Consider the following 17,336-nt stretch of genomic DNA (forward strand, 5'->3'; position numbering starts at 1 on the left):
TGTGCGTTCCTGGTGGGAGTTCTGGCATTTTCCAGAGGTACATGCGAGCGGCCGTGTAAGGGGCCGCTGGTGAGCGCGTGGCAGCCGGTCGAAGATGTCCGGCCGGTCGTCGCACCGTGGCGCAATTCGATCCGTCCGTGCCCCCTGTCGGTCCTTCCCGTCGGCCGGGCGGGCGTCTTGACTAGGACTATTCAGGCGGACAGGATGTGAATAGGTGAGTCACATTCGCGAGGAGGCAGCCCCATGTCAGGACCCCGCCCCGTACGGGCACCGCGCGGTACGGAACTGAGCGCCCTGGGATGGCAGCAGGAAGCCGCCCTCCGCATGCTGCAGAACAACCTGGACCCCGAGGTCGCCGAACACCCCGACAAGCTCGTCGTCTACGGCGGCACGGGCAAGGCCGCCCGCGACTGGCGGTCCTTCGACGCCATGGTCCGTACCCTCCGGACGCTCAAGCAGGACGAGACGATGCTCGTCCAGTCCGGGCGGCCGGTCGGTGTCATGCAGACCCACGAGTGGGCGCCGCGCGTCCTGATCGCCAACTCCAACCTGGTGGGCGACTGGGCGAACTGGGAGGAGTTCCGCCGCCTGGAGGCCCTCGGGCTCACCATGTACGGGCAGATGACCGCGGGTTCCTGGATCTACATCGGGACCCAGGGCATCCTCCAGGGCACGTACGAGACGTTCGCGGCCGTCGCCGCCAAGCGGTTCGGCGGGACGCTGGCCGGCACCATCACGCTGACGGCCGGACTCGGAGGCATGGGCGGCGCCCAGCCGCTGGCCGTCACGATGAACGACGGTGTCGCCCTCTGCGTCGACTGCGACCCGCGCGCCATCGAGCGCCGGATCGAGCACCGCTTCCTGGACGTGCGCGCCGATTCGCTCGAGCATGCGCTCCAGCTGGCCGTCGAGGCCCGCGACGCGCGACGTCCGCTCTCCATCGGCCTGCTGGGCAACGCCGCGGAGCTGCTGCCCCGGATGCTCGCCGAGGGCGCACCCGTCGACATCGTCACCGACCAGACCAGCGCGCACGACCCGCTCGCCTATCTCCCCGTCGGCGTCGACTTCGACGACATGGCCTCCTACGCCGCCGAGAAGCCCGCCGACTTCACCCGGCGTGCCCGGGAGTCGATGGCCGCGCACGTCGAGGCGATGGTCGGCTTCATGGACGCGGGGGCCGAGGTCTTCGACTACGGCAACTCGATCCGGGGCGAGGCCCAGCTCGCCGGATACGCGCGGGCGTTCGACTTCCCGGGCTTCGTGCCCGCCTACATCCGGCCGCTCTTCTGTGAGGGCAAGGGGCCCTTCCGGTGGGCGGCGCTGTCCGGCGAGGCCTCGGACATCCACAGGACGGACAAGGCCCTGCTCGAACTCTTCCCGGAGAACGAGTCGCTGCACCGCTGGATCAGGATGGCCGGCGAGCGGGTCCACTTCCAGGGGCTGCCGGCCCGGATCTGCTGGCTCGGCTACGGCGAACGCGACCGGGCCGGTGAGCGGTTCAACGACATGGTGGCGAGCGGCGAACTCGCGGCGCCCCTGGCCATCGGGCGCGACCACCTGGACTGCGGTTCGGTCGCCTCCCCCTACCGCGAGACCGAGGCCATGCTGGACGGCTCCGACGCCATCGCGGACTGGCCCCTGCTCAACGCCATGGTCAACGTCGCGTCGGGGGCGTCCTGGGTGTCCCTGCACCACGGGGGCGGCGTGGGCATGGGCCGCTCGATCCACGCGGGTCAGGTCACGGTTGCCGACGGCACGGAGCTCGCGGGCGAGAAGATCCGGCGGGTCCTCACGAACGACCCCGGCATGGGCGTCATCCGGCACGTCGACGCCGGGTACGACATCGCGGAGACCGTCGCCTCGGACCAGGGCGTGCGGGTCCCGATGGCGGAGGGCGACGCCCGGTGACCGGGACCGTGGACGACCGTCGGCAGCGGGGCCCGGGTCCGGTCGCGCCCACGCCCCGCGCCGGCGGGCCCGAGTCCTTCCAGGAGATGTGGCGCGGCCTCGCGCCCCTCGGGCTGGACCCCGGGAGCGGCGGCTACCGCCGCTACGCCTGGACCGGGGCCGACCTTGAGTGCCGGCAGTGGTTCCGCGCCCAGGCGGAGGCCCGCGGGCTCGTCCACGAGGTCGACCGCAACGGCAACCAGTGGGCCTGGCACGGCGATCCCCTCGCGGGGGACGCCGTGGTCACCGGGTCCCACCTCGACTCGGTGCCCGACGGCGGGGCCTTCGACGGCCCCCTCGGCGTGGTGTCCTCCTTCGCGGCCCTGGACGAACTCCGCCGCAGGGGAGCCGAGTTCACCAGGCCCTTCGCCGTCGTCAACTTCGGCGACGAGGAGGGGGCCCGCTTCGGGCTCGCCTGCGTCGGCTCCCGGCTCGCCGCGGGACAGCTGACCGTCGAGGACGCGCACCGGCTCACCGACGGGAGCGGGGTCTCCCTGCCCCGGGCCATGGAGGCGGCCGGGTACGACCCGGACGCCATCGGGCCCGATCCCGGACGCCTCGCCCGGATCGGCGCGTTCGTCGAACTCCACGTGGAACAGGGGCGCGCCCTCGACCTGAGCGGCGACCCGGTCGGGGTCGCCTCGGCCATCTGGCCGCACGGCCGCTGGCGTTTCGACTTCCGGGGCGAGGCCAACCACGCCGGAACCACTCGGCTCGCCGACCGCCGGGACCCGATGCTCCCGTACGCCGAGACCGTGCTCGCGGCCCGGCGGGAGGCGGAGCTCGCCGGGGGCCTCGCGACCTTCGGCAAGATCGCCGTCGAGCCGAACGGGGTCAACGCGATCCCGTCCCTCGTACGGGGCTGGCTCGACTCGCGGGCCGCCGACCAGGACACTCTCGACGCCGTGGTGAGCGGTGTCGAACGGGCCGCGCGGGAGCACGCCGAGCGGGCCGGGGTCGATCTCGACGTCGCACGCGAGTCGTTCACGCCGGTGGTGGACTTCCAGCACGCGCTGCGGGACGAGATCCGCCGGGTCCTGGAGGAGCGCGGTGCGGGTACCGCGGGGCGTCCCGTGCCGGTGCTCGGCACGGGAGCGGGACACGACGCGGGTATTTTGTCCGCCTCCGTGCCGACCGCCATGCTGTTCGTACGGAACCCCACCGGGGTCTCGCACTCACCCGCCGAACACGCCGCGGAGGACGACTGCGTGGCCGGGGTGCGGGCACTCGCCGACGTACTGGAGGGCCTCGCGTGCAGCTGACGACGCAACCGACGGGCACACCGGTCACCGCGACGTACTGGATGTCGCACGCCTGGCTCGGCACCCATGTCGAGCCGGGCGTCCTCCTGGACGTGTCCGGGGGGCGCGTCGCCGGCGTCCGGACGGGCGTCGACGCACCGCCGCCCGGCGCCACGGCGCTGCACGGGCTGACCGTACCGGGCCTGGCCAACACCCACTCGCACGCCTTCCACCGCGCGCTGCGCTCCACCGTGCAGGTCGGCTCCGGCACCTTCTGGACATGGCGCGAGACGATGTACCGGACGGCGTCCCGTCTCACCCCCGACACGTACTACGACCTGGCCCGCGCCACGTACGCGGAGATGGCGCTGGCCGGGATCACCGCGGTCGGCGAATTCCACTACCTGCACCACGCGCCCGGCGGCACGCCCTACGACGACCCGAACGCCATGGGCGAGGCGCTCATCGCCGCGGCGGCCGAGGCCGGCATCCGGATCACCCTGCTCGACACCGCCTACCTCGCCGCCGGGTTCGGGGAGCGGCCCAACCGTCACCAGACGCGCTTCTCCGACGTCACCGCCGACGCCTGGGCCGAGCGTGCCTCCCTCCTCAAGGGCGACGACGACCTGGTGGTGATCGGCGCCGCGATCCATTCCGTGCGCGCCGTGCCGGCGGGCCAGCTGGCCACCGTCGCCCGGTGGGCCCAGGAGCGGGCCGTTCCGCTGCACGTCCACCTCTCCGAGCAGACCGCGGAGAACGACGCCTGCCGCGCCGCCCACGGCCGCACCCCCACACGGCTCCTCGCCGACCACGGGGTCCTCGGCCCGGGCACCACCGGCATCCACAACACGCACCTCACCGCCGAGGACATCGAGCTGCTGGGCGCCTCCCGGACGGGCACCTGCATGTGCCCCACGACGGAACGCGACCTCGCCGACGGCATCGGCCCCGCCACCGCGCTCCAGGCCGCGGGTTCCCCCCTCTCGCTGGGCAGCGACAGCCACGCCGTGATCGACCTCTTCGAGGAGGCGCGGGCCATGGAGCTCAACGAACGCCTGCGCACCCGTGTGCGCGGCCACTGGACCGCCTCCGCCCTGCTCAGGGCCGCCTCCGCCGACGGCCACGCCGCGCTCGGCCGCCCGGACGGGGGGACGCTGGAACCGGGTGCGCCCGCCGACCTCACCACCGTCGCCCTGGACTCCGTCAGGACGGCGGGGCCGGTACCGCGGCTGGGAGCCGAAACGGCCGTATTCGCCGCCACGGCCGCCGATGTGCGGCACACCGTGGTGGCCGGGCGGCACATCGTGCGGGACGGACGGCACACCCGGATCGAGGACGTGCCCGGAGCACTCGCCTCGGCCGTCGCCGCCCTGCACCGCTGACCGCCGTGCCGGCCCGTCCGCCGGCCACCCGGGCGGGCCGCGCACCGGATGCCCGCCCGGGCCGGTGCCCCCGGCCGACCACCCCGGCAGCCCCGCCGGGCGAACCCGAAGAGAGCTGTGTCCGGATGACGACGACCGCCACGACCGCCATCACCCACATCGCGAACCTGGTCACCAACGACCCCTCCCTCGGTGACGGGACCCCCCTGGGCCTGATCCGGGACGCGGCCGTCGTCATCGACGGCGACCGCATCGTGTGGACCGGTGAATCCAGCAGAGCACCCGCCACCGACAACGCCGTCGACGCGGGCGGCCGCGCGGTGATCCCCGGCTTCGTCGACTCCCACTCCCACCTCGTGTTCGCGGGCGACCGCACCGCCGAGTTCAACGCCCGCATGTCCGGCCGCCCCTACTCGGCGGGCGGCATCCGCACGACCGTGGCCGCCACCCGCGCCGCCTCCGACGAGGAGCTGTCCGCGAACGTCGCCCGCTACCTGGCCGAGGCGCTCCGGCAGGGCACCACCACCTTCGAGACCAAGTCCGGCTACGGCCTCACCGTCGAGGACGAGGCGCGTGCCCTGCGCGTCGCCGCCCGCCACACCGACGAGGTCACCTTCCTCGGCGCCCACATCGTGTCCCCCGACTACGCCGACGACCCCGCCGGCTACGTGGACCTCGTCACCGGTCCGATGCTGGACGCCTGCGCCCCGCACGCCCGCTGGATCGACGTCTTCTGCGAACGGGGCGCGTTCGACGAGGACCAGGCGCGCACGATCCTCACCGCCGGCCAGGCCAGGGGCCTGCAGCCCCGCGTCCACGCCAACCAGCTCGGCCACGGCCCCGGTGTCCGGCTCGCCGTCGAGCTGGGTGCCGCGTCCGCCGACCACTGCACCCACCTGGACGACGCCGACCTCGACGCCCTCGGGCAGGGTTCCACCGTCGCCACCCTGCTCCCCGGTGCCGAGTTCTCCACACGCGCCGACTGGCCCGACGCCCGCCGCATCCTCGGCGCGGGTGCCACGGTCGCGTTGTCCACGGACTGCAACCCGGGTTCGTCGTTCACCTCCTCCATGCCGTTCTGCATCGCCCTTGCCGTACGGGACATGGGCATGACCCCCGACGAGGCGATCTGGTCGGCCACGGCCGGCGGCGCCGCCGCCCTGCGCCGCACCGACATCGGCCGCATCACCCCCGGGGCCCGCGCCGACCTGGTGATCCTCGACGCGCCGAGCCACGTCCACCTCGCCTACCGGCCGGGAGTCCCGCTGATCGGCGAGGTGTGGCGAGCGGGGGAGAGGGCGGTGTGACGGGCGCGCCGAGCCGGGGGAGGGGTGTGATCCGGTTTCCACCGGTCGGTCACACGATGTCGCGGCTGTCTACCGCCGAGTGACTCCTCCCGGTACCGTTCTGGGGCAGCGTGGCTCGGGGGGTAGGACCGGGGGGTCTTGTGAGCGGCAGGCGCATACGTGTGGTCAGGCCCGGAGATCTGGGCACGGGGGACATCGAGACGTGGCGGGAGCTCCGGGCGGAGTCCGGTGCCCCGGCCCACCCGTTCATGGAACCGGAGTTCGCCCTCGCCGTCGGCCGTGTCCGGCCGCGCGCGCGGGTCGCGGTGATCGGTGAGGAGGGCGGGGGCACGGCGGGCTTCCTCCCCTTCGAGCGGGGACGGCTCGGTCACGGCCGGGCCATCGGCCTCGGGGTCTCCGACGTCCAGGGCGCGGTGCTCCGGCCGGGCCTGGCCCTGGAGGCGAGGGACCTGCTGCGTGCCTGCGGCCTGTCCGCCTGGGAGTTCGACAACCTGGAGGAGCGTCAGGCTCTCTTCCAGCCGGCCGCGGCCCGCTCGTACGCCACGTACGTCATCGACGTCGGCCACGGGTACGAGAGCTACGAGAAGGTGCTGCGCGCCCAGTCGCCGAAGTTCCTCAGGACCACTCTGGCCAAGGAGCGCAAGCTCGGCCGCACGGCGGGGGAGGTGCGGTTCGTCCTCGACGAGCGGGATCCCGAGGCGCTGCGGACCCTGATGGGGTGGAAGTCCGCCCAGTACCGCAGGACGGGCCGCCGGGACCGCTTCGCGAAGCGGTGGATCCGTGACCTGGTGGAGTTCCTCTTCCACACCCGGGCCCCCGGATGCTCCGGTCTGCTCTCCGTCCTCTACGCGGGAGACCGGCCCGTGGCCGCGCATTTCGGGCTGCGGTCGCGGACGGTGCTCTCGTGCTGGTTCCCGGCGTACGACCCGGAGTTCGCGAAGTTCTCGCCGGGCCTGGTCCTGCACCTGCGGATGGCGCGGGCCGCGGCGGACGACGGCATCGGGATGCTCGACATGGGGCGCGGGGCGGCCGAGTACAAGGACGCCCTGAGGACCGGCGAACTGACGGTGTACGAGGGCGCCACCGTCAGGCCGGGCGCCGGAGCGGTCCTGCACTGGCTCGGCCGTGAGCCCTCCCGCCGCGCGCACGGCTTCGTACGCGACCGGCCCCGGCTGGCGGGCCTGGCGCAGCGCGGCCTCCGACGGGCCGGAGGGCTGCGGGAACCGAGACGTCCCTGAGCACGACGACGACCGGCGCCGAATCAGGAACATCCACACGTCACGACCGGGGGGACCGGATGCCGTACCGGAACGAACGGGCGGGCCACACGCGGCCCTTACCCGACATCGGCCGGCTCGCCGGCCTGACCGTCGCCGAACTGGAGCTCGACGCGGCCGACGGTACGGGCGTGCGGATCGGGCCCGTACCCGGCGGGCCGCCCCTGGACGCCGAACCGCGCGACGGCGACGGGCGGCGGTACTTCGCCCTCGTGCGGCTGCGCGGGCGCCCGGTCGGCACGGTCGTCGGGCGCGTCCGGGCGGGCGAGGACCCCGCCTCGGTCCTCGCGAAGCAGGCGGTGGACGAGATCGTCGTCCCGGACGCTCCGCGGCGGCCGCCGGCCGGGGAGATCCCCAGGGCCACGGTGGTCGTCGCCACCCGGGAGCGGCCCGACCGGCTCGCCCGCGCCCTCGACTCACTCCTGGCCCAGGACCACCCGGACTTCGAGCTCGTGGTCGTCGACAACGCCCCGGCCACCGGCTCCACCCGGGAGCTCGTCACCTCCGTCTACGCCGGCCGTGGCGTGCGCTACGTGCTGGAGCCGGTGCCCGGTCTGGCCGCCGCGCACAACCGGGGCGTCGCCGTCGCCACGTCCGGCGTCCTCGCCTTCACCGACGACGACGTCGTCGCCGACCCGCACTGGCTCACCGCCCTGACCCGGCCCTTCGGTGAGGACCCCAGGACGGCCTGCGTCACCGGCCTTATCCTGCCCGCCAGGCTGACCACCCCGGCGCAGGTCCTGCTGGAGAGCCACGGCGGATTCGCCAAGGGGTTCACGGCACGCGACCACGACCCCGCGCGCCCGCCCGCGGACGAGCCGCTCTTCCCGTTCACCGCCGGACGGTTCGGCTCCGGAGCCAACATGGCCTTCCGCGCCGGTCCGCTGAGGGCGGTCGGCGGTTTCGACCCCGCCACCGGTACCGGCACCCCGGCCAGAGGGGGCGACGACCTCTACGCCTTCGTACGCCTCCTCGCCGAGGGGTACCCGCTGCACTACACGCCCGAAGCGATCGTCTGGCACCACCACCGGGAGCGCTGGGGCGACCTGTGCGGACAGGCGTACGGCTACGGTGCCGGGCTCACCGCCTGTCTCACCGCGCTCCTGGTCCGCAGGCCCGCCCTGGTGCCGTCCCTCCTGGCCCGGCTGCCACGGGGCCTCGCCCATGCCCGCGCGATGACGGCGCCGCGTGACACCGGCGCGGCGGGAGGCTTCGGTGTTCCCGGCGCGCACGGCACGTACACCTACCCGTGGCCCCGGCATCTGTCCCGGTTGGAGCGCAGGGGTCTGCTGTACGGTCCGCTCGGATACGTACGCGCCCGGCTCGCGCTCCGCGGCGCGTCACGCCCCCGGGAGGGGGGATGAGCGCGCCCGGCGGGCCCGGGGGGCGGGGCGCGGAGAACCGGATCCCCGTGCTGCTGTACCACGCGGTGATGGACGAACCGCCCGGCTGGATCGCCGAGTTCACCGTCACACCGGGGGCGTTCGCCGCGCAGCTGGACGCGATCGGTGCCTGTGGCCGCACGGCGGTCACGGTCGGAGCCCTCGTCGACCATCTCGCCGGGCGTGGACCGCTGCCGGACCGTCCGGTCGTACTGACCTTCGACGACGGCTTCGCGGACCTGCCGGGGCCGACGGCCGAAGCCCTCGCCGGGCACGCGATGCCGGCGACCGCCTATCTCACGACGGGTGCGCTGACACGGTCCGGAGGGGGCAGCCTGCTGCCGCCGGGGCCGATGATGAGGCTGGACCAGGCGCCACTGCTCGAGCGGTACGGCATGGAGGTGGGCGGGCACACCGTCACACACGCCCAGCTGGACACGCTGCCCCGAGCCGGCCTGAGGGCCGAACTCGTCGACTCCAAGGCCGTGCTGGAGGACGTGCTGGGCCATCCGGTGACCCACCTCGCCTATCCGCACGGATACAACAGCGCGCGCGTACGCCGCGCCGCACGGGACGCCGGTTACGAGAGTGCGGTGGCCGTACGGCACGCGCTGAGCTCCCGCCGGGACGAGCCGTACCGGATCGCCCGGCTGATCCTGCGGCGCAGCCACACGGTACGGGACGTCGAGCGCTGGATGGCGGGCGAGGGCGCGCGCGTGGCCCCGTTCCCCGACTCGCCGCCGACCGTGGGGTGGCGTTGGTACCGGCGGGCGCGGGCAGCGGTGCGCGGACCGGAGTTCGCGGGGTGAGGCGTGGCGCGGGGAGAAAGGGACCAGAGCGCCACAAAACCCAAGTACATTCCTATACTTCACTTGGCGGGACAGCCCCGAGGGGGGCAGCCCGAAGGGGCAGCGGCGTGACGGCCGCGACCACATCCGTGGGGGGAGTCGCACCGTGCCGCAGCATCTGCCCGCACCGGTCGAGGGGGACGCCGGGACCGCGCCTCCCCCCGGGCCGCCGCCCGGCACCGCACCCCGTGGAGCGCTCCGTCGCCTCCCCGGCACGCTGAGACCCGGGACGCTCCTCACCTGGCTGCCGTTACCCCTGGCAGCCGGACTCTGGACCTCCTCGCTGCCGCACGTCGGTTTCCGCTCGATGGGGGAGTACGGCCTCCTGGACCGGCTGCCGCTCACCTACTACCTCTCGCTGCTCGTCCTGACCGCGGGCTTCCTGGCCGGTCTGCGCCGCGCGGGCACGGCGCCGTGGTGGCCGGCGCTGTACTGCGCCTCACTGCTGATGGCGCTCAAGGGCGTCCCGGCCGTCCTGTACGACTCGGAGCGCTACCCGTGGGCCTCGAAGCACGACGCCGTCATCGACCACCTGCTGGCGAACGGTGAACTGCGCCCCGGGGAGGGCCTGTCCGGCAACATGTCGGCCTACGACCAGTGGCCCGGTTTCTTCACGCTGAACGGCGGACTCGTCCGGGCGTTCGGTGTGGACGGCGCCGCCGCCTACCTGAACTGGGCGCCCGTCGTCCTCGGCCTGCTGATGATGCCCGTCCTGGTCCTGATCTACCGCACCTTCAGCGACGACTGGCGCCTGGTCTGGACCGCCGTCTGGATCTTCCAGCTCGCCAACTGGGTGGGCCAGGACTACCTGGCTCCGCAGGGCCTGGCCTACCTCCTCCATCTGGCCGTACTCGCCGTCGTCGTACGGCACTTCGTGCGCCCCGGTTCGGCCGGCCGGCTGCGCTCGCGCGCATGGCTCGATCCTGCCGCGGCAGGCGTCCCGCCACCCACAGCCACCCGGCAGCGCGCGGTCTGCGCCGTCGTCCTCGTGCCCCTGATCGTGGCGGTCAACGCGGTGCACCAGCTGACCCCGGTGATGCTCTGCGTCACCCTGCTCGCGCTCAACCTCACCCGCCGCTACCGCAATCCCGGACTCCTGGCCGTGGCCGTGCTGATCATGCTGGCCTGGGACCTCACCATGGGCAGGCCCCTGTTCACCGAGACCCTGGGCACCCTGCGTGACTCCCTGGGGCAGCTCACCCGGAACTCCCGGGCCGGATACGCCGGACAGCTCACCGGTGCGGGCCCCGAGCTCGCCGGCCGTGCCAACGTCCTGATGGTGCTGGCCGTCGCCGGTCTCGCGGGCGCGGCCCTCCTGTTGCGCCGCCGCCTGGTGCACAGCGCCCTGCCGCTGCTGCTGGCCTCCGCCGCGCCCGTGCCCCTGTTCGTGGTCAACGACTACGGCGGCGAGATGCTCTTCCGCGTCTATCTGTTCGCGCTCCCCGGCGCCGCGTTCCTCGCCGCGGCGACGCTCGTCCCCGCTGCCGGCGACGTCGGGGAGCACCGGGTCCGGCCTGCCGTCCGGAGAGCGTGCGCGATCGCCCTCCCCGTGGTGCTGACCGCGCTGCTGGCGGGATTCATGCCCTCCTACTACGGCAAGGAGCGGATGAACTACACCCCGCCCGCCGAGACCGCGCTCGTCACCCGCACCATCGACGGGGCACCCGAAGGGGCCCTGATCCTCGCGACGACGGGCTCCTTCCCACAGGCGCTGCACCGTTACGACCGCCTGGAGCACTGGTTCTTCGCCGAGCAGGAACTGCCCGGGAACGTCGAGATGCTCAAGGACCCGGCTCACTACCTCTCGACCCGGCTGCCGCCCGGCACCACCGCCTTCGTCATCCTCACGCGCACCCAGGACGTCTACACCGCCGGTGAGGGGCTGCTGCCCCCCGGCGGCTTCGCCGCACTCACCCGGGACCTCACCGCCTCACCGCTCTTCCACGTGGTCGAGCGGACGGACCACGGCGTCGTCCTGCGCTACGACAGCCCCTGAGGCCCCACCGCCCGGCCCGCTCCGGGCGTCCGCCGAACCCCAGACCAGGAAGGCAGCCACGTGTCCGAGAACCGGCAACCGACGCTCCCCGCCCGGCCGACCCTCCTCAGAGCGGTGCTCGCGCTCTCCGGGTGGGCGGCGCTCGCCGCGACCGCGCTGCCGGGGGGCGCGCCCCTGCGCTGGGCCCCCGTGCTCCTCTTCGTGTGCTTCGGACCCGGCCTCGCCCTGCTGTATCCGCGGACCGGACTCCTCGGGCCGGGTGCCAGGCTCGAAACGGTGGCGCTCGCCGCCCCTCTCGGGCTCTCCCTGGCCGTCGTCGTGGCCACCGCGCTGTTCCTGGTGAAGGGCTTCTCGGGGACCGCCTTCCTGGTGTCGCTCGCCGCGACGACCACCCTCGCCTCGGTCCTCCCGGGACTGCCGCTGCCCGCGGCCGGCCGGGGTGCCGCCGAGAAGGGCCGGACGACGTCGGTGAGGCGGCGGTGACCCGCCGCCGCTTCCCGGAGGAGCGTCGTCCCCGTACGTACCTCGTGCTCGCCCTGGTCTCCGTCGCGGCGCTGCTGACCGGGCTCCTCGCCTGGGCCGGCACGCCCTCCTCCGGTGAGGACGACGACGCGGCGCCCTCCGCCGGCGCCCTCCCCGCCGACGCCGCCTCCGGTCCGGTGACCGGGGGGACGTGCGCCCCGACCGCCACGCTCGTGCCCCCGTGCGGGGCCTGGTGGGGCGCCTATGTGCCGTACGCCGCGAACGGCTCGCTCAAGAGCGCGGTGCACGCGTTCGAGGAGAAGATCGGCCGGAGGCTCGACCTCCTGTACACGTACCACGACATGTCGAACACCGAGCTCGACGGTCAGCTCCTGACCCCCGACGAGCAGCTCCTCGGCCGGGACCGGATGCTGATGCTGGCCTGGGAGTCCACGGTGTGGCGGCAACCCCACCACGCCGACTGGACCGAGGACCAGCTCGGCTGGGCGGAGGTCGCGTCGGGGGCGTACGACCGCGCGATCATCGATCCCCAGGCGCGGCGCGTCAAGGCGTACGGGAAGCGGGTGTTCCTCTCCTTCGACCAGGAGGCCGACGCCCGGGTCGGCGACGCCGGCACACCCGAGGAGTACGTCGCGGCCTACCGCCACCTCCACGACCGCTTCGAGGAGCTCGGAGTGGACAACGTGGTGTGGGTGTGGACGGTCTCCGGCTACCTCGCCAACGGCGGGCTCTTCGAACGGCTCTACCCGGGGGACGACTACGTCGACTGGATCGGCATGGACCAGTACAACTACTTCACCTGCCACGACACCACGGACTGGAAGGACTTCGACCGCAGTCAGCGGCCGGCGTACGAATGGCTGCGCGCCCACATCAGCGCGGGGAAGCCGCTGATGTTCGCGGAGTTCTCGACGGTGCCCGACCCGGCGGACGAGGACCGCCAGCGCGAGTGGTACGAGGCGATCCCGGAGGTGGCCCGGACCATGCCCGGGGCCAAGGCGCTGGTGCACTGGAACCGGGCGGTCCCCGGCAAGGGCTGCGACCTCACGGTCGACGAGGGGCCGGGCCTTGAGGGGTACCGCACGGCGGGCCGGGACGACTGGTTCAGGCAGCCGGTGCCCGGCCGCTGAACCTTGCCCGGACGCCGTACGCCGCCGCCGTGACCGCGGACAGGCCGCACAGGACGGGCAGTCCGACCGCGGCGAAGGCGTCCTGCGCGACCCATCCGGCGACCGCGAGCACCCACAACGAGGCGGCCGTGAAACGCCAGTGGGCCCCGGCGGTCCGCAGCAGGACCGCGGCGAGAGCGAGACAGAGCAGCTGGAGGGCGAACGGCAGGGCGAGGAGCACGTCGGCGGGGGAGGCGGTCCCCGTCGTCCCGGCGAGGAGCCGGGCCAGGGCCCCGTGCCACTCCCCCGACGCGGCGGCCGGCCGGATACCGAGGAACAACGGGGCGGAGTGCAGGGCGGTCACGGTCAGCAGCAGGGTCACGCCCAGCAGCACGGGCCGTGGGCGGCGCAGGGCGGCGGCCGCGCAGTGGACGACGACCAGCAGGATCCCGGAGGCCACGGTGGCCGGCGGCAGCGCGTCGATCAGCTGGGTGCCGGTGATCCGTCCGCGCCCGTCGGACGCCACCCGTGACAGCGGCACCCAGAACAGCACGGCCGCGAACCCCAGCAGCCCCCACAGCCAGGCCGCGCCGCCGGATCCCGTGTCCCGGCCGGGGGCCACCGGGTACGGGACGTCGGAGGCCCGCCCCGCCGCCGGCCGGGCCCAGCTCGTCCCGAACCCCTCGCTCTCCCGCCGCCCGCGGCGAAGACCGCGCGGTGGCCGCCCGCCGAGGGCCGAGCCCAGTCCCAGCGCGGACACCGTCGCCACCGCGGTCATGGCGATCAGCACCGCCCAGCCGGCCCCCGCGATCCCCGCGGGGCCGAGCAGCAGGGCCGCGCCACCCAGGACGAGGACGCACATCGCGCCCTGCAGGACGGCCAGCGCGCCGGTACGGCCCTGCACCCGCAGCACACCGATGTGGAGCTCGACGACGACCCGGGGCAGGGCAGCCGCGGCCAGCAGCCGCAGGACCAGGGTGCCGTGCTCGGCGTAGTCGGCGCCGAAGGGCCGGAGGATCTGCGGGGCGAAGAGGACCAGCACGAGCACGACGGGGACCAGCAGGACGGCCATGCGGCGCAGTGCCCCGCGCACGCCCTCGGCCAGCCTGCCGGGGCTGTGCGAGGCGTGCGCGGTGAGGGAGGAGGCCATGTTGATGGCCATGAACTCCATGGTGCCGCCGACGGTGTAGGCGATGTAGAAGAAGCCGTTGTGCGCGGCGTCGAAGCGTACGGCGACCATCACCGGCAGCAGGTTGATCATCGCCAGGCTGAAGAGCGCGCCGACCGAGTCACCGGCCAGGAACCTGCCGATCTCGCGCGGCCTGGGCGGTTCGCGGTCCCGGTCTGCTCCGGCCTGACCGGGGATCAGCCGGCGGAAGACCAGCCAGCCGAGCGGCAGGACGGACAGGGCGATGGCCGCCGCCCAGGACACGAAGACGCCGAGGACGGGCAGGGCGGTCGCGAACGCGGCGAGGAGCAGCAGCTTGCCGACGGAGAACACCGCGTTGCCGACGGGCACCCACACGGCCTTGCGCAGTCCCGTCAGCACCCCGTCCTGGAGGGTGAGGACCGCCCAGGCGACGCAGGAACCGGTGAAGACGAGTCCGGCGGACAGGGTGCCGAGCGGTGCGTAGGAGTCGCCCCACAGGTCCAGCGTGAGCAGGAAGACCACGCAGGCCGGGGTGACGACGGCGGAACTGACCAGATAGGTGCGGGCGACCAGGGACGCGGTGGCGCGTCCGGCGCGGGGGACGTAGCGGACGACGGCGCCGATCATCGTGGTCGCGGTGACCGAGGCGAGGAGCCGCATCGCGGCGATGGCGGCGGACCCCTGTCCGACGGCCTCCTCGGTGTAGTAGCGGGCGGCGACCAGCCAGAACCCGAGACCGAGAGCGGCGGAGACACCGGTGGAGAGCATGAGGGCATAGGCGTTGCGGAACATGGAGTCGCCGCTCGCACCGCTCTCCGGGACGGGTGGGGGCACCGCTCCGGCCTCCGGCGGGCGGGCTCTCGCCGTGTCAGTCACCGGGCTGCTCCGCCAGGGGGCGTATGCCCGCCGAGGCGAGGGTCTCGATGACGGGGCCGGCCCGCAGCGGGTCGACGGGCAGGGCGTGCCGTGCGAACCGGGCCGCTCCCGCGGGGGACGGCGAGGGGTCGGTGAACCGCTCGCCCGCGTAGGTGTCGAGCGGCGGGTCGTAGAGGTAGCCGACGGTGACGCGGCGGCGGGCGAGCGCGGCGACGGCGGCGTCCCGGTCGGCGACCAGCAGCGGCACCCGGAACAGCGGCTGCACGGGGGAGCCGGTGAGGGCGCGAGGCGCCCAGCGGGTCGCGAGGAGGCGCTCGGTCCCCGCCCGGTGCGCGGCGAGCCGTCCGTCGAGCCCGGCCAGCAGGTGCTGGATGCGGCGCAGCCGTGCTCGGCCGGGAGCGATGCGGTAGTCGTGCATGTCGACGCGGACCCAGGAGTGGAGGGCGGTGAGCGAGGGTGCGGCGCCCAGGGCACGCCGCAGTTCCCCGGGCCGTAACGGCATCCGGATGTCCTCCCGTTCCTGGAGGCCGAGGAGCCGCAGGGCCCACCAGGCCGCCGGGGCGAGCCGCAGCCCGCGCACGGCCGCCTCCGCGTACGGGCGGACGGTGTAGGCGAGTTCGGCGGTGAGGCGGGCCGGGTCGAGCAGGGCGTCCCGGGCCTGCTCCAGCGGGGTGCGCAGGGCCGGGTCGGCGACGGCGAGGAAGCCTCCGGCCTTGGCGCCGACGTGTTTGGAGAGGCTGAAGACTGCGGCGTCGCCGAACGAGCCGACGGGAGCGCCGTCGGTGAAGCTGCCGATGGCGTGTGCGGCGTCCTCGATCAGCGGGACGCCGAGCCGGTCGCAGCGCTCGCGCAGCCGCCGGGCCGGGTCGGGGTTTCCGTACAGGTTGGTGGTGAGGACACCCGAGAGGCCGTTCCACACGGAATCGGGCACGGCGTCCACGTCGATCGAACCGTCGGAGGCGGACAGCGGGGCCTGGACGGGACGCAGACCGGCGGCGAGGACGACGAAGAGGATGACGTCGTCGTTGACCGGGGACATGAGGATCTTCCCGCCGGGCTCGCACCAGTGGCGCAGCGCCACGTAGAGGCCGAGCCTGCAGGACGGGACGTACAGGCACTCCCGGCCGAGCCGGGTGCGCATCGCCGCTTCCAGCGCTCCCGCCACGGCACGGTCCGCCGGACCGTTTTCCCCATGAGCCATGTGTTCCCCCCAGAACCCCGCCCAATGTGGCCCAGTCCGTGGCACTTCGTCAACAATGCGGAAGGACCCGCCCATTGTCCGGGGCAGGTCCTTCCGCAAGGTGTACCGGGGGGTTCCGGTGACGCCGGGTCACTCCTCCACGGTCAGGCCCTTCCTGAGCTTGACCAGGGTCCGGGAGAGCAGCCGGGACACGTGCATCTGGGAGATGCCGAGCTCCTCGCCGATCTCGGACTGCGTCATGTTGGAGACGAACCGCATGGAGAGGATCGTGCGGTCGCGCAGGGGGAGCGAGGCGATGAGCGGCTTGAGGGATTCGACGTACTCGATGCCCTCGAGTCCGTTGTCCTCGTAGCCGAGGCGGTCCGCGAGGGCGCCCTCGCCGCTGTCGCCGTTGTCGTCGGGCTTGGCGTCCAGCGAGCTCGCGGTGTACGCGTTGCTCGCGGCCATGCCCTCGACGACCTCGTCCCTGGTGAGGCCGAGGCGGTCGGCGAGTTCGACGACCGTGGGGGCGCGGTCCAGCTGCTGGGACAGCTCGTCGCCCGCCTTGGCCAGTTCCAGACGCAGCTCCTGGAGCCGGCGCGGGACGCGCACGGACCAGCTGGTGTCACGGAAGAAGCGCTTGATCTCGCCGACGATGGTGGGCATCGCGAACGTCGGGAACTCGACGCCCCGGCTGAGCTCGAAGCGGTCGATCGCCTTGATCAGGCCGATGGTGCCGACCTGGACGATGTCCTCCATGGGCTCGCTGCGGGTGCGGAACCGGGCGGCGGCGAACTTGACGAGGGCCAGGTTCAGCTCGACGAGGGTGTTGCGGACGTACGCGTACTCGTGGGTTCCCTCCTCGAGGGCTTCGAGCCGCGCGAAGAGCGTCTTCGACAGGGCCCTGGCGTCCAGCGCGCCGATTCCGGCGTAGTGCGGGATCTCGGGAAGCCCTTCGAGGCCCTCGAACTCCTCGACCGCGAAGTGGTCGTCGGTGGTCGGGCCGGTGGTGCTGGTGCTGATGCGCGGGCCGGGCACGGCGCTCGCGGCAGCGGAGTCGGAATCGGTCGGTCCCTGAGGACATGCCGACGTCGCGATGTGGGTACGCGATACGTCGAGCCGGGGTGACATGGTTCTCCTCCATCGTTCTCGGCATAT

General features: G+C 73.5%; 13 protein-coding genes. 10 read left to right on the forward strand and 3 right to left on the reverse strand.

Translation table 11 applies throughout. The features are described from left to right. Positions 1–243 precede the first annotated feature (243 nt). The 10 genes from hutU (at position 244) to LWJ43_RS19490 (ending at position 12,993) form a co-directional block, all read left to right on the forward strand. Positions 244–1,908 carry a urocanate hydratase gene (hutU, locus tag LWJ43_RS19445; protein ID WP_277333503.1) on the forward strand — a complete coding sequence of 555 codons (1,665 nt, stop codon included), beginning with the start codon at positions 244–246 and terminating at the stop codon, positions 1,906–1,908. 86 nt (positions 1,909–1,994) lie between these two features. Beyond that, the gene (locus LWJ43_RS19450; RefSeq protein WP_277335939.1) at positions 1,995–3,209 is read left to right on the forward strand and encodes an allantoate amidohydrolase; all 1,215 of its coding nucleotides are present in this window, start codon (positions 1,995–1,997) and stop codon (positions 3,207–3,209) included. Next, on the forward strand, positions 3,200–4,570 hold the full coding sequence (locus tag LWJ43_RS19455; RefSeq protein WP_277333504.1) for a formimidoylglutamate deiminase: 1,371 nt from the start codon (positions 3,200–3,202) through the stop codon (positions 4,568–4,570). Before LWJ43_RS19450 ends, LWJ43_RS19455 begins: the two co-directional genes overlap by 10 nt. A gap of 125 nt (positions 4,571–4,695) precedes the next feature. Then, positions 4,696–5,877: an imidazolonepropionase gene (hutI, locus tag LWJ43_RS19460; RefSeq protein ID WP_277333505.1), complete on the forward strand. Its 1,182-nt coding sequence runs from the start codon at positions 4,696–4,698 to the stop codon at positions 5,875–5,877. Between the two features lie 155 nt (positions 5,878–6,032). Continuing rightward, positions 6,033–7,115 carry a GNAT family N-acetyltransferase gene (locus tag LWJ43_RS19465; protein ID WP_277335940.1) on the forward strand — a complete coding sequence of 361 codons (1,083 nt, stop codon included), beginning with the start codon at positions 6,033–6,035 and terminating at the stop codon, positions 7,113–7,115. Positions 7,116–7,240: 125 nt separating this feature from the next. Next, entirely contained in the window at positions 7,241–8,518 is a 1,278-nt protein-coding gene (locus tag LWJ43_RS19470) for a glycosyltransferase family 2 protein (RefSeq protein ID WP_462100953.1), read from the forward strand. After that, on the forward strand, positions 8,515–9,345 hold the full coding sequence (locus tag LWJ43_RS19475) for a polysaccharide deacetylase family protein (RefSeq protein ID WP_277333507.1): 831 nt from the start codon (positions 8,515–8,517) through the stop codon (positions 9,343–9,345). Before LWJ43_RS19470 ends, LWJ43_RS19475 begins: the two co-directional genes overlap by 4 nt. Before the next feature lie 145 nt (positions 9,346–9,490). Continuing rightward, on the forward strand, positions 9,491–11,380 hold the full coding sequence (locus LWJ43_RS19480; protein ID WP_277333508.1) for a hypothetical protein: 1,890 nt from the start codon (positions 9,491–9,493) through the stop codon (positions 11,378–11,380). Between the two features lie 60 nt (positions 11,381–11,440). After that, on the forward strand, positions 11,441–11,863 hold the full coding sequence (locus LWJ43_RS19485) for a hypothetical protein (RefSeq protein ID WP_277333509.1): 423 nt from the start codon (positions 11,441–11,443) through the stop codon (positions 11,861–11,863). Continuing rightward, complete coding sequence (locus LWJ43_RS19490; RefSeq protein ID WP_277333510.1) at positions 11,860–12,993, forward strand: glycoside hydrolase family 26 protein; 1,134 nt, start codon at positions 11,860–11,862, stop codon at positions 12,991–12,993. The genes LWJ43_RS19485 and LWJ43_RS19490 overlap by 4 nt, the downstream gene beginning before the upstream one ends. On the opposite strand, the gene LWJ43_RS19495 is transcribed toward LWJ43_RS19490, so the two are convergent. The 3 genes from LWJ43_RS19495 to LWJ43_RS19505 form a co-directional block, all read right to left on the reverse strand. After that, a complete protein-coding gene (locus tag LWJ43_RS19495; RefSeq protein WP_462100894.1) occupies positions 12,968–14,998 on the reverse strand; it encodes a lipopolysaccharide biosynthesis protein in 2,031 nt (676 codons plus the stop codon). The genes LWJ43_RS19490 and LWJ43_RS19495 overlap by 26 nt on opposite strands. Further along, entirely contained in the window at positions 14,991–16,199 is a 1,209-nt protein-coding gene (locus LWJ43_RS19500; RefSeq protein ID WP_462100895.1) for a DegT/DnrJ/EryC1/StrS family aminotransferase, read from the reverse strand. The genes LWJ43_RS19495 and LWJ43_RS19500 overlap by 8 nt, the downstream gene beginning before the upstream one ends. 129 nt (positions 16,200–16,328) lie before the next feature. Further along, positions 16,329–17,309 (reverse strand): RNA polymerase sigma factor SigF, encoded by a 981-nt coding sequence (locus LWJ43_RS19505; protein WP_277333511.1) that lies wholly within the window; start codon positions 17,307–17,309, stop codon positions 16,329–16,331. Positions 17,310–17,336: the final 27 nt, after the last annotated feature.

Source organism: Streptomyces sp. JH34, assembly GCF_029428875.1.
GTDB lineage: Bacteria > Actinomycetota > Actinomycetes > Streptomycetales > Streptomycetaceae > Streptomyces.

Bases quoted from the DNA above. Each gene is read 5' to 3' on its own strand.
- hutU (WP_277333503.1), top strand. From the start codon at position 244: ATGTCAGGACCCCGCCCCGTACGGGCACCGCGCGGTACGGAACTGAGC.
- LWJ43_RS19450 (WP_277335939.1), top strand. From the start codon at position 1,995: ATGTGGCGCGGCCTCGCGCCCCTCGGGCTGGACCCCGGGAGCGGCGGC.
- LWJ43_RS19500 (WP_462100895.1), bottom strand. From the start codon at position 16,199: ATGGCTCATGGGGAAAACGGTCCGGCGGACCGTGCCGTGGCGGGAGCG.
- hutI (WP_277333505.1), top strand. From the start codon at position 4,696: ATGACGACGACCGCCACGACCGCCATCACCCACATCGCGAACCTGGTC.
- LWJ43_RS19475 (WP_277333507.1), top strand. From the start codon at position 8,515: ATGAGCGCGCCCGGCGGGCCCGGGGGGCGGGGCGCGGAGAACCGGATC.
- LWJ43_RS19505 (WP_277333511.1), bottom strand. From the start codon at position 17,309: ATGTCACCCCGGCTCGACGTATCGCGTACCCACATCGCGACGTCGGCA.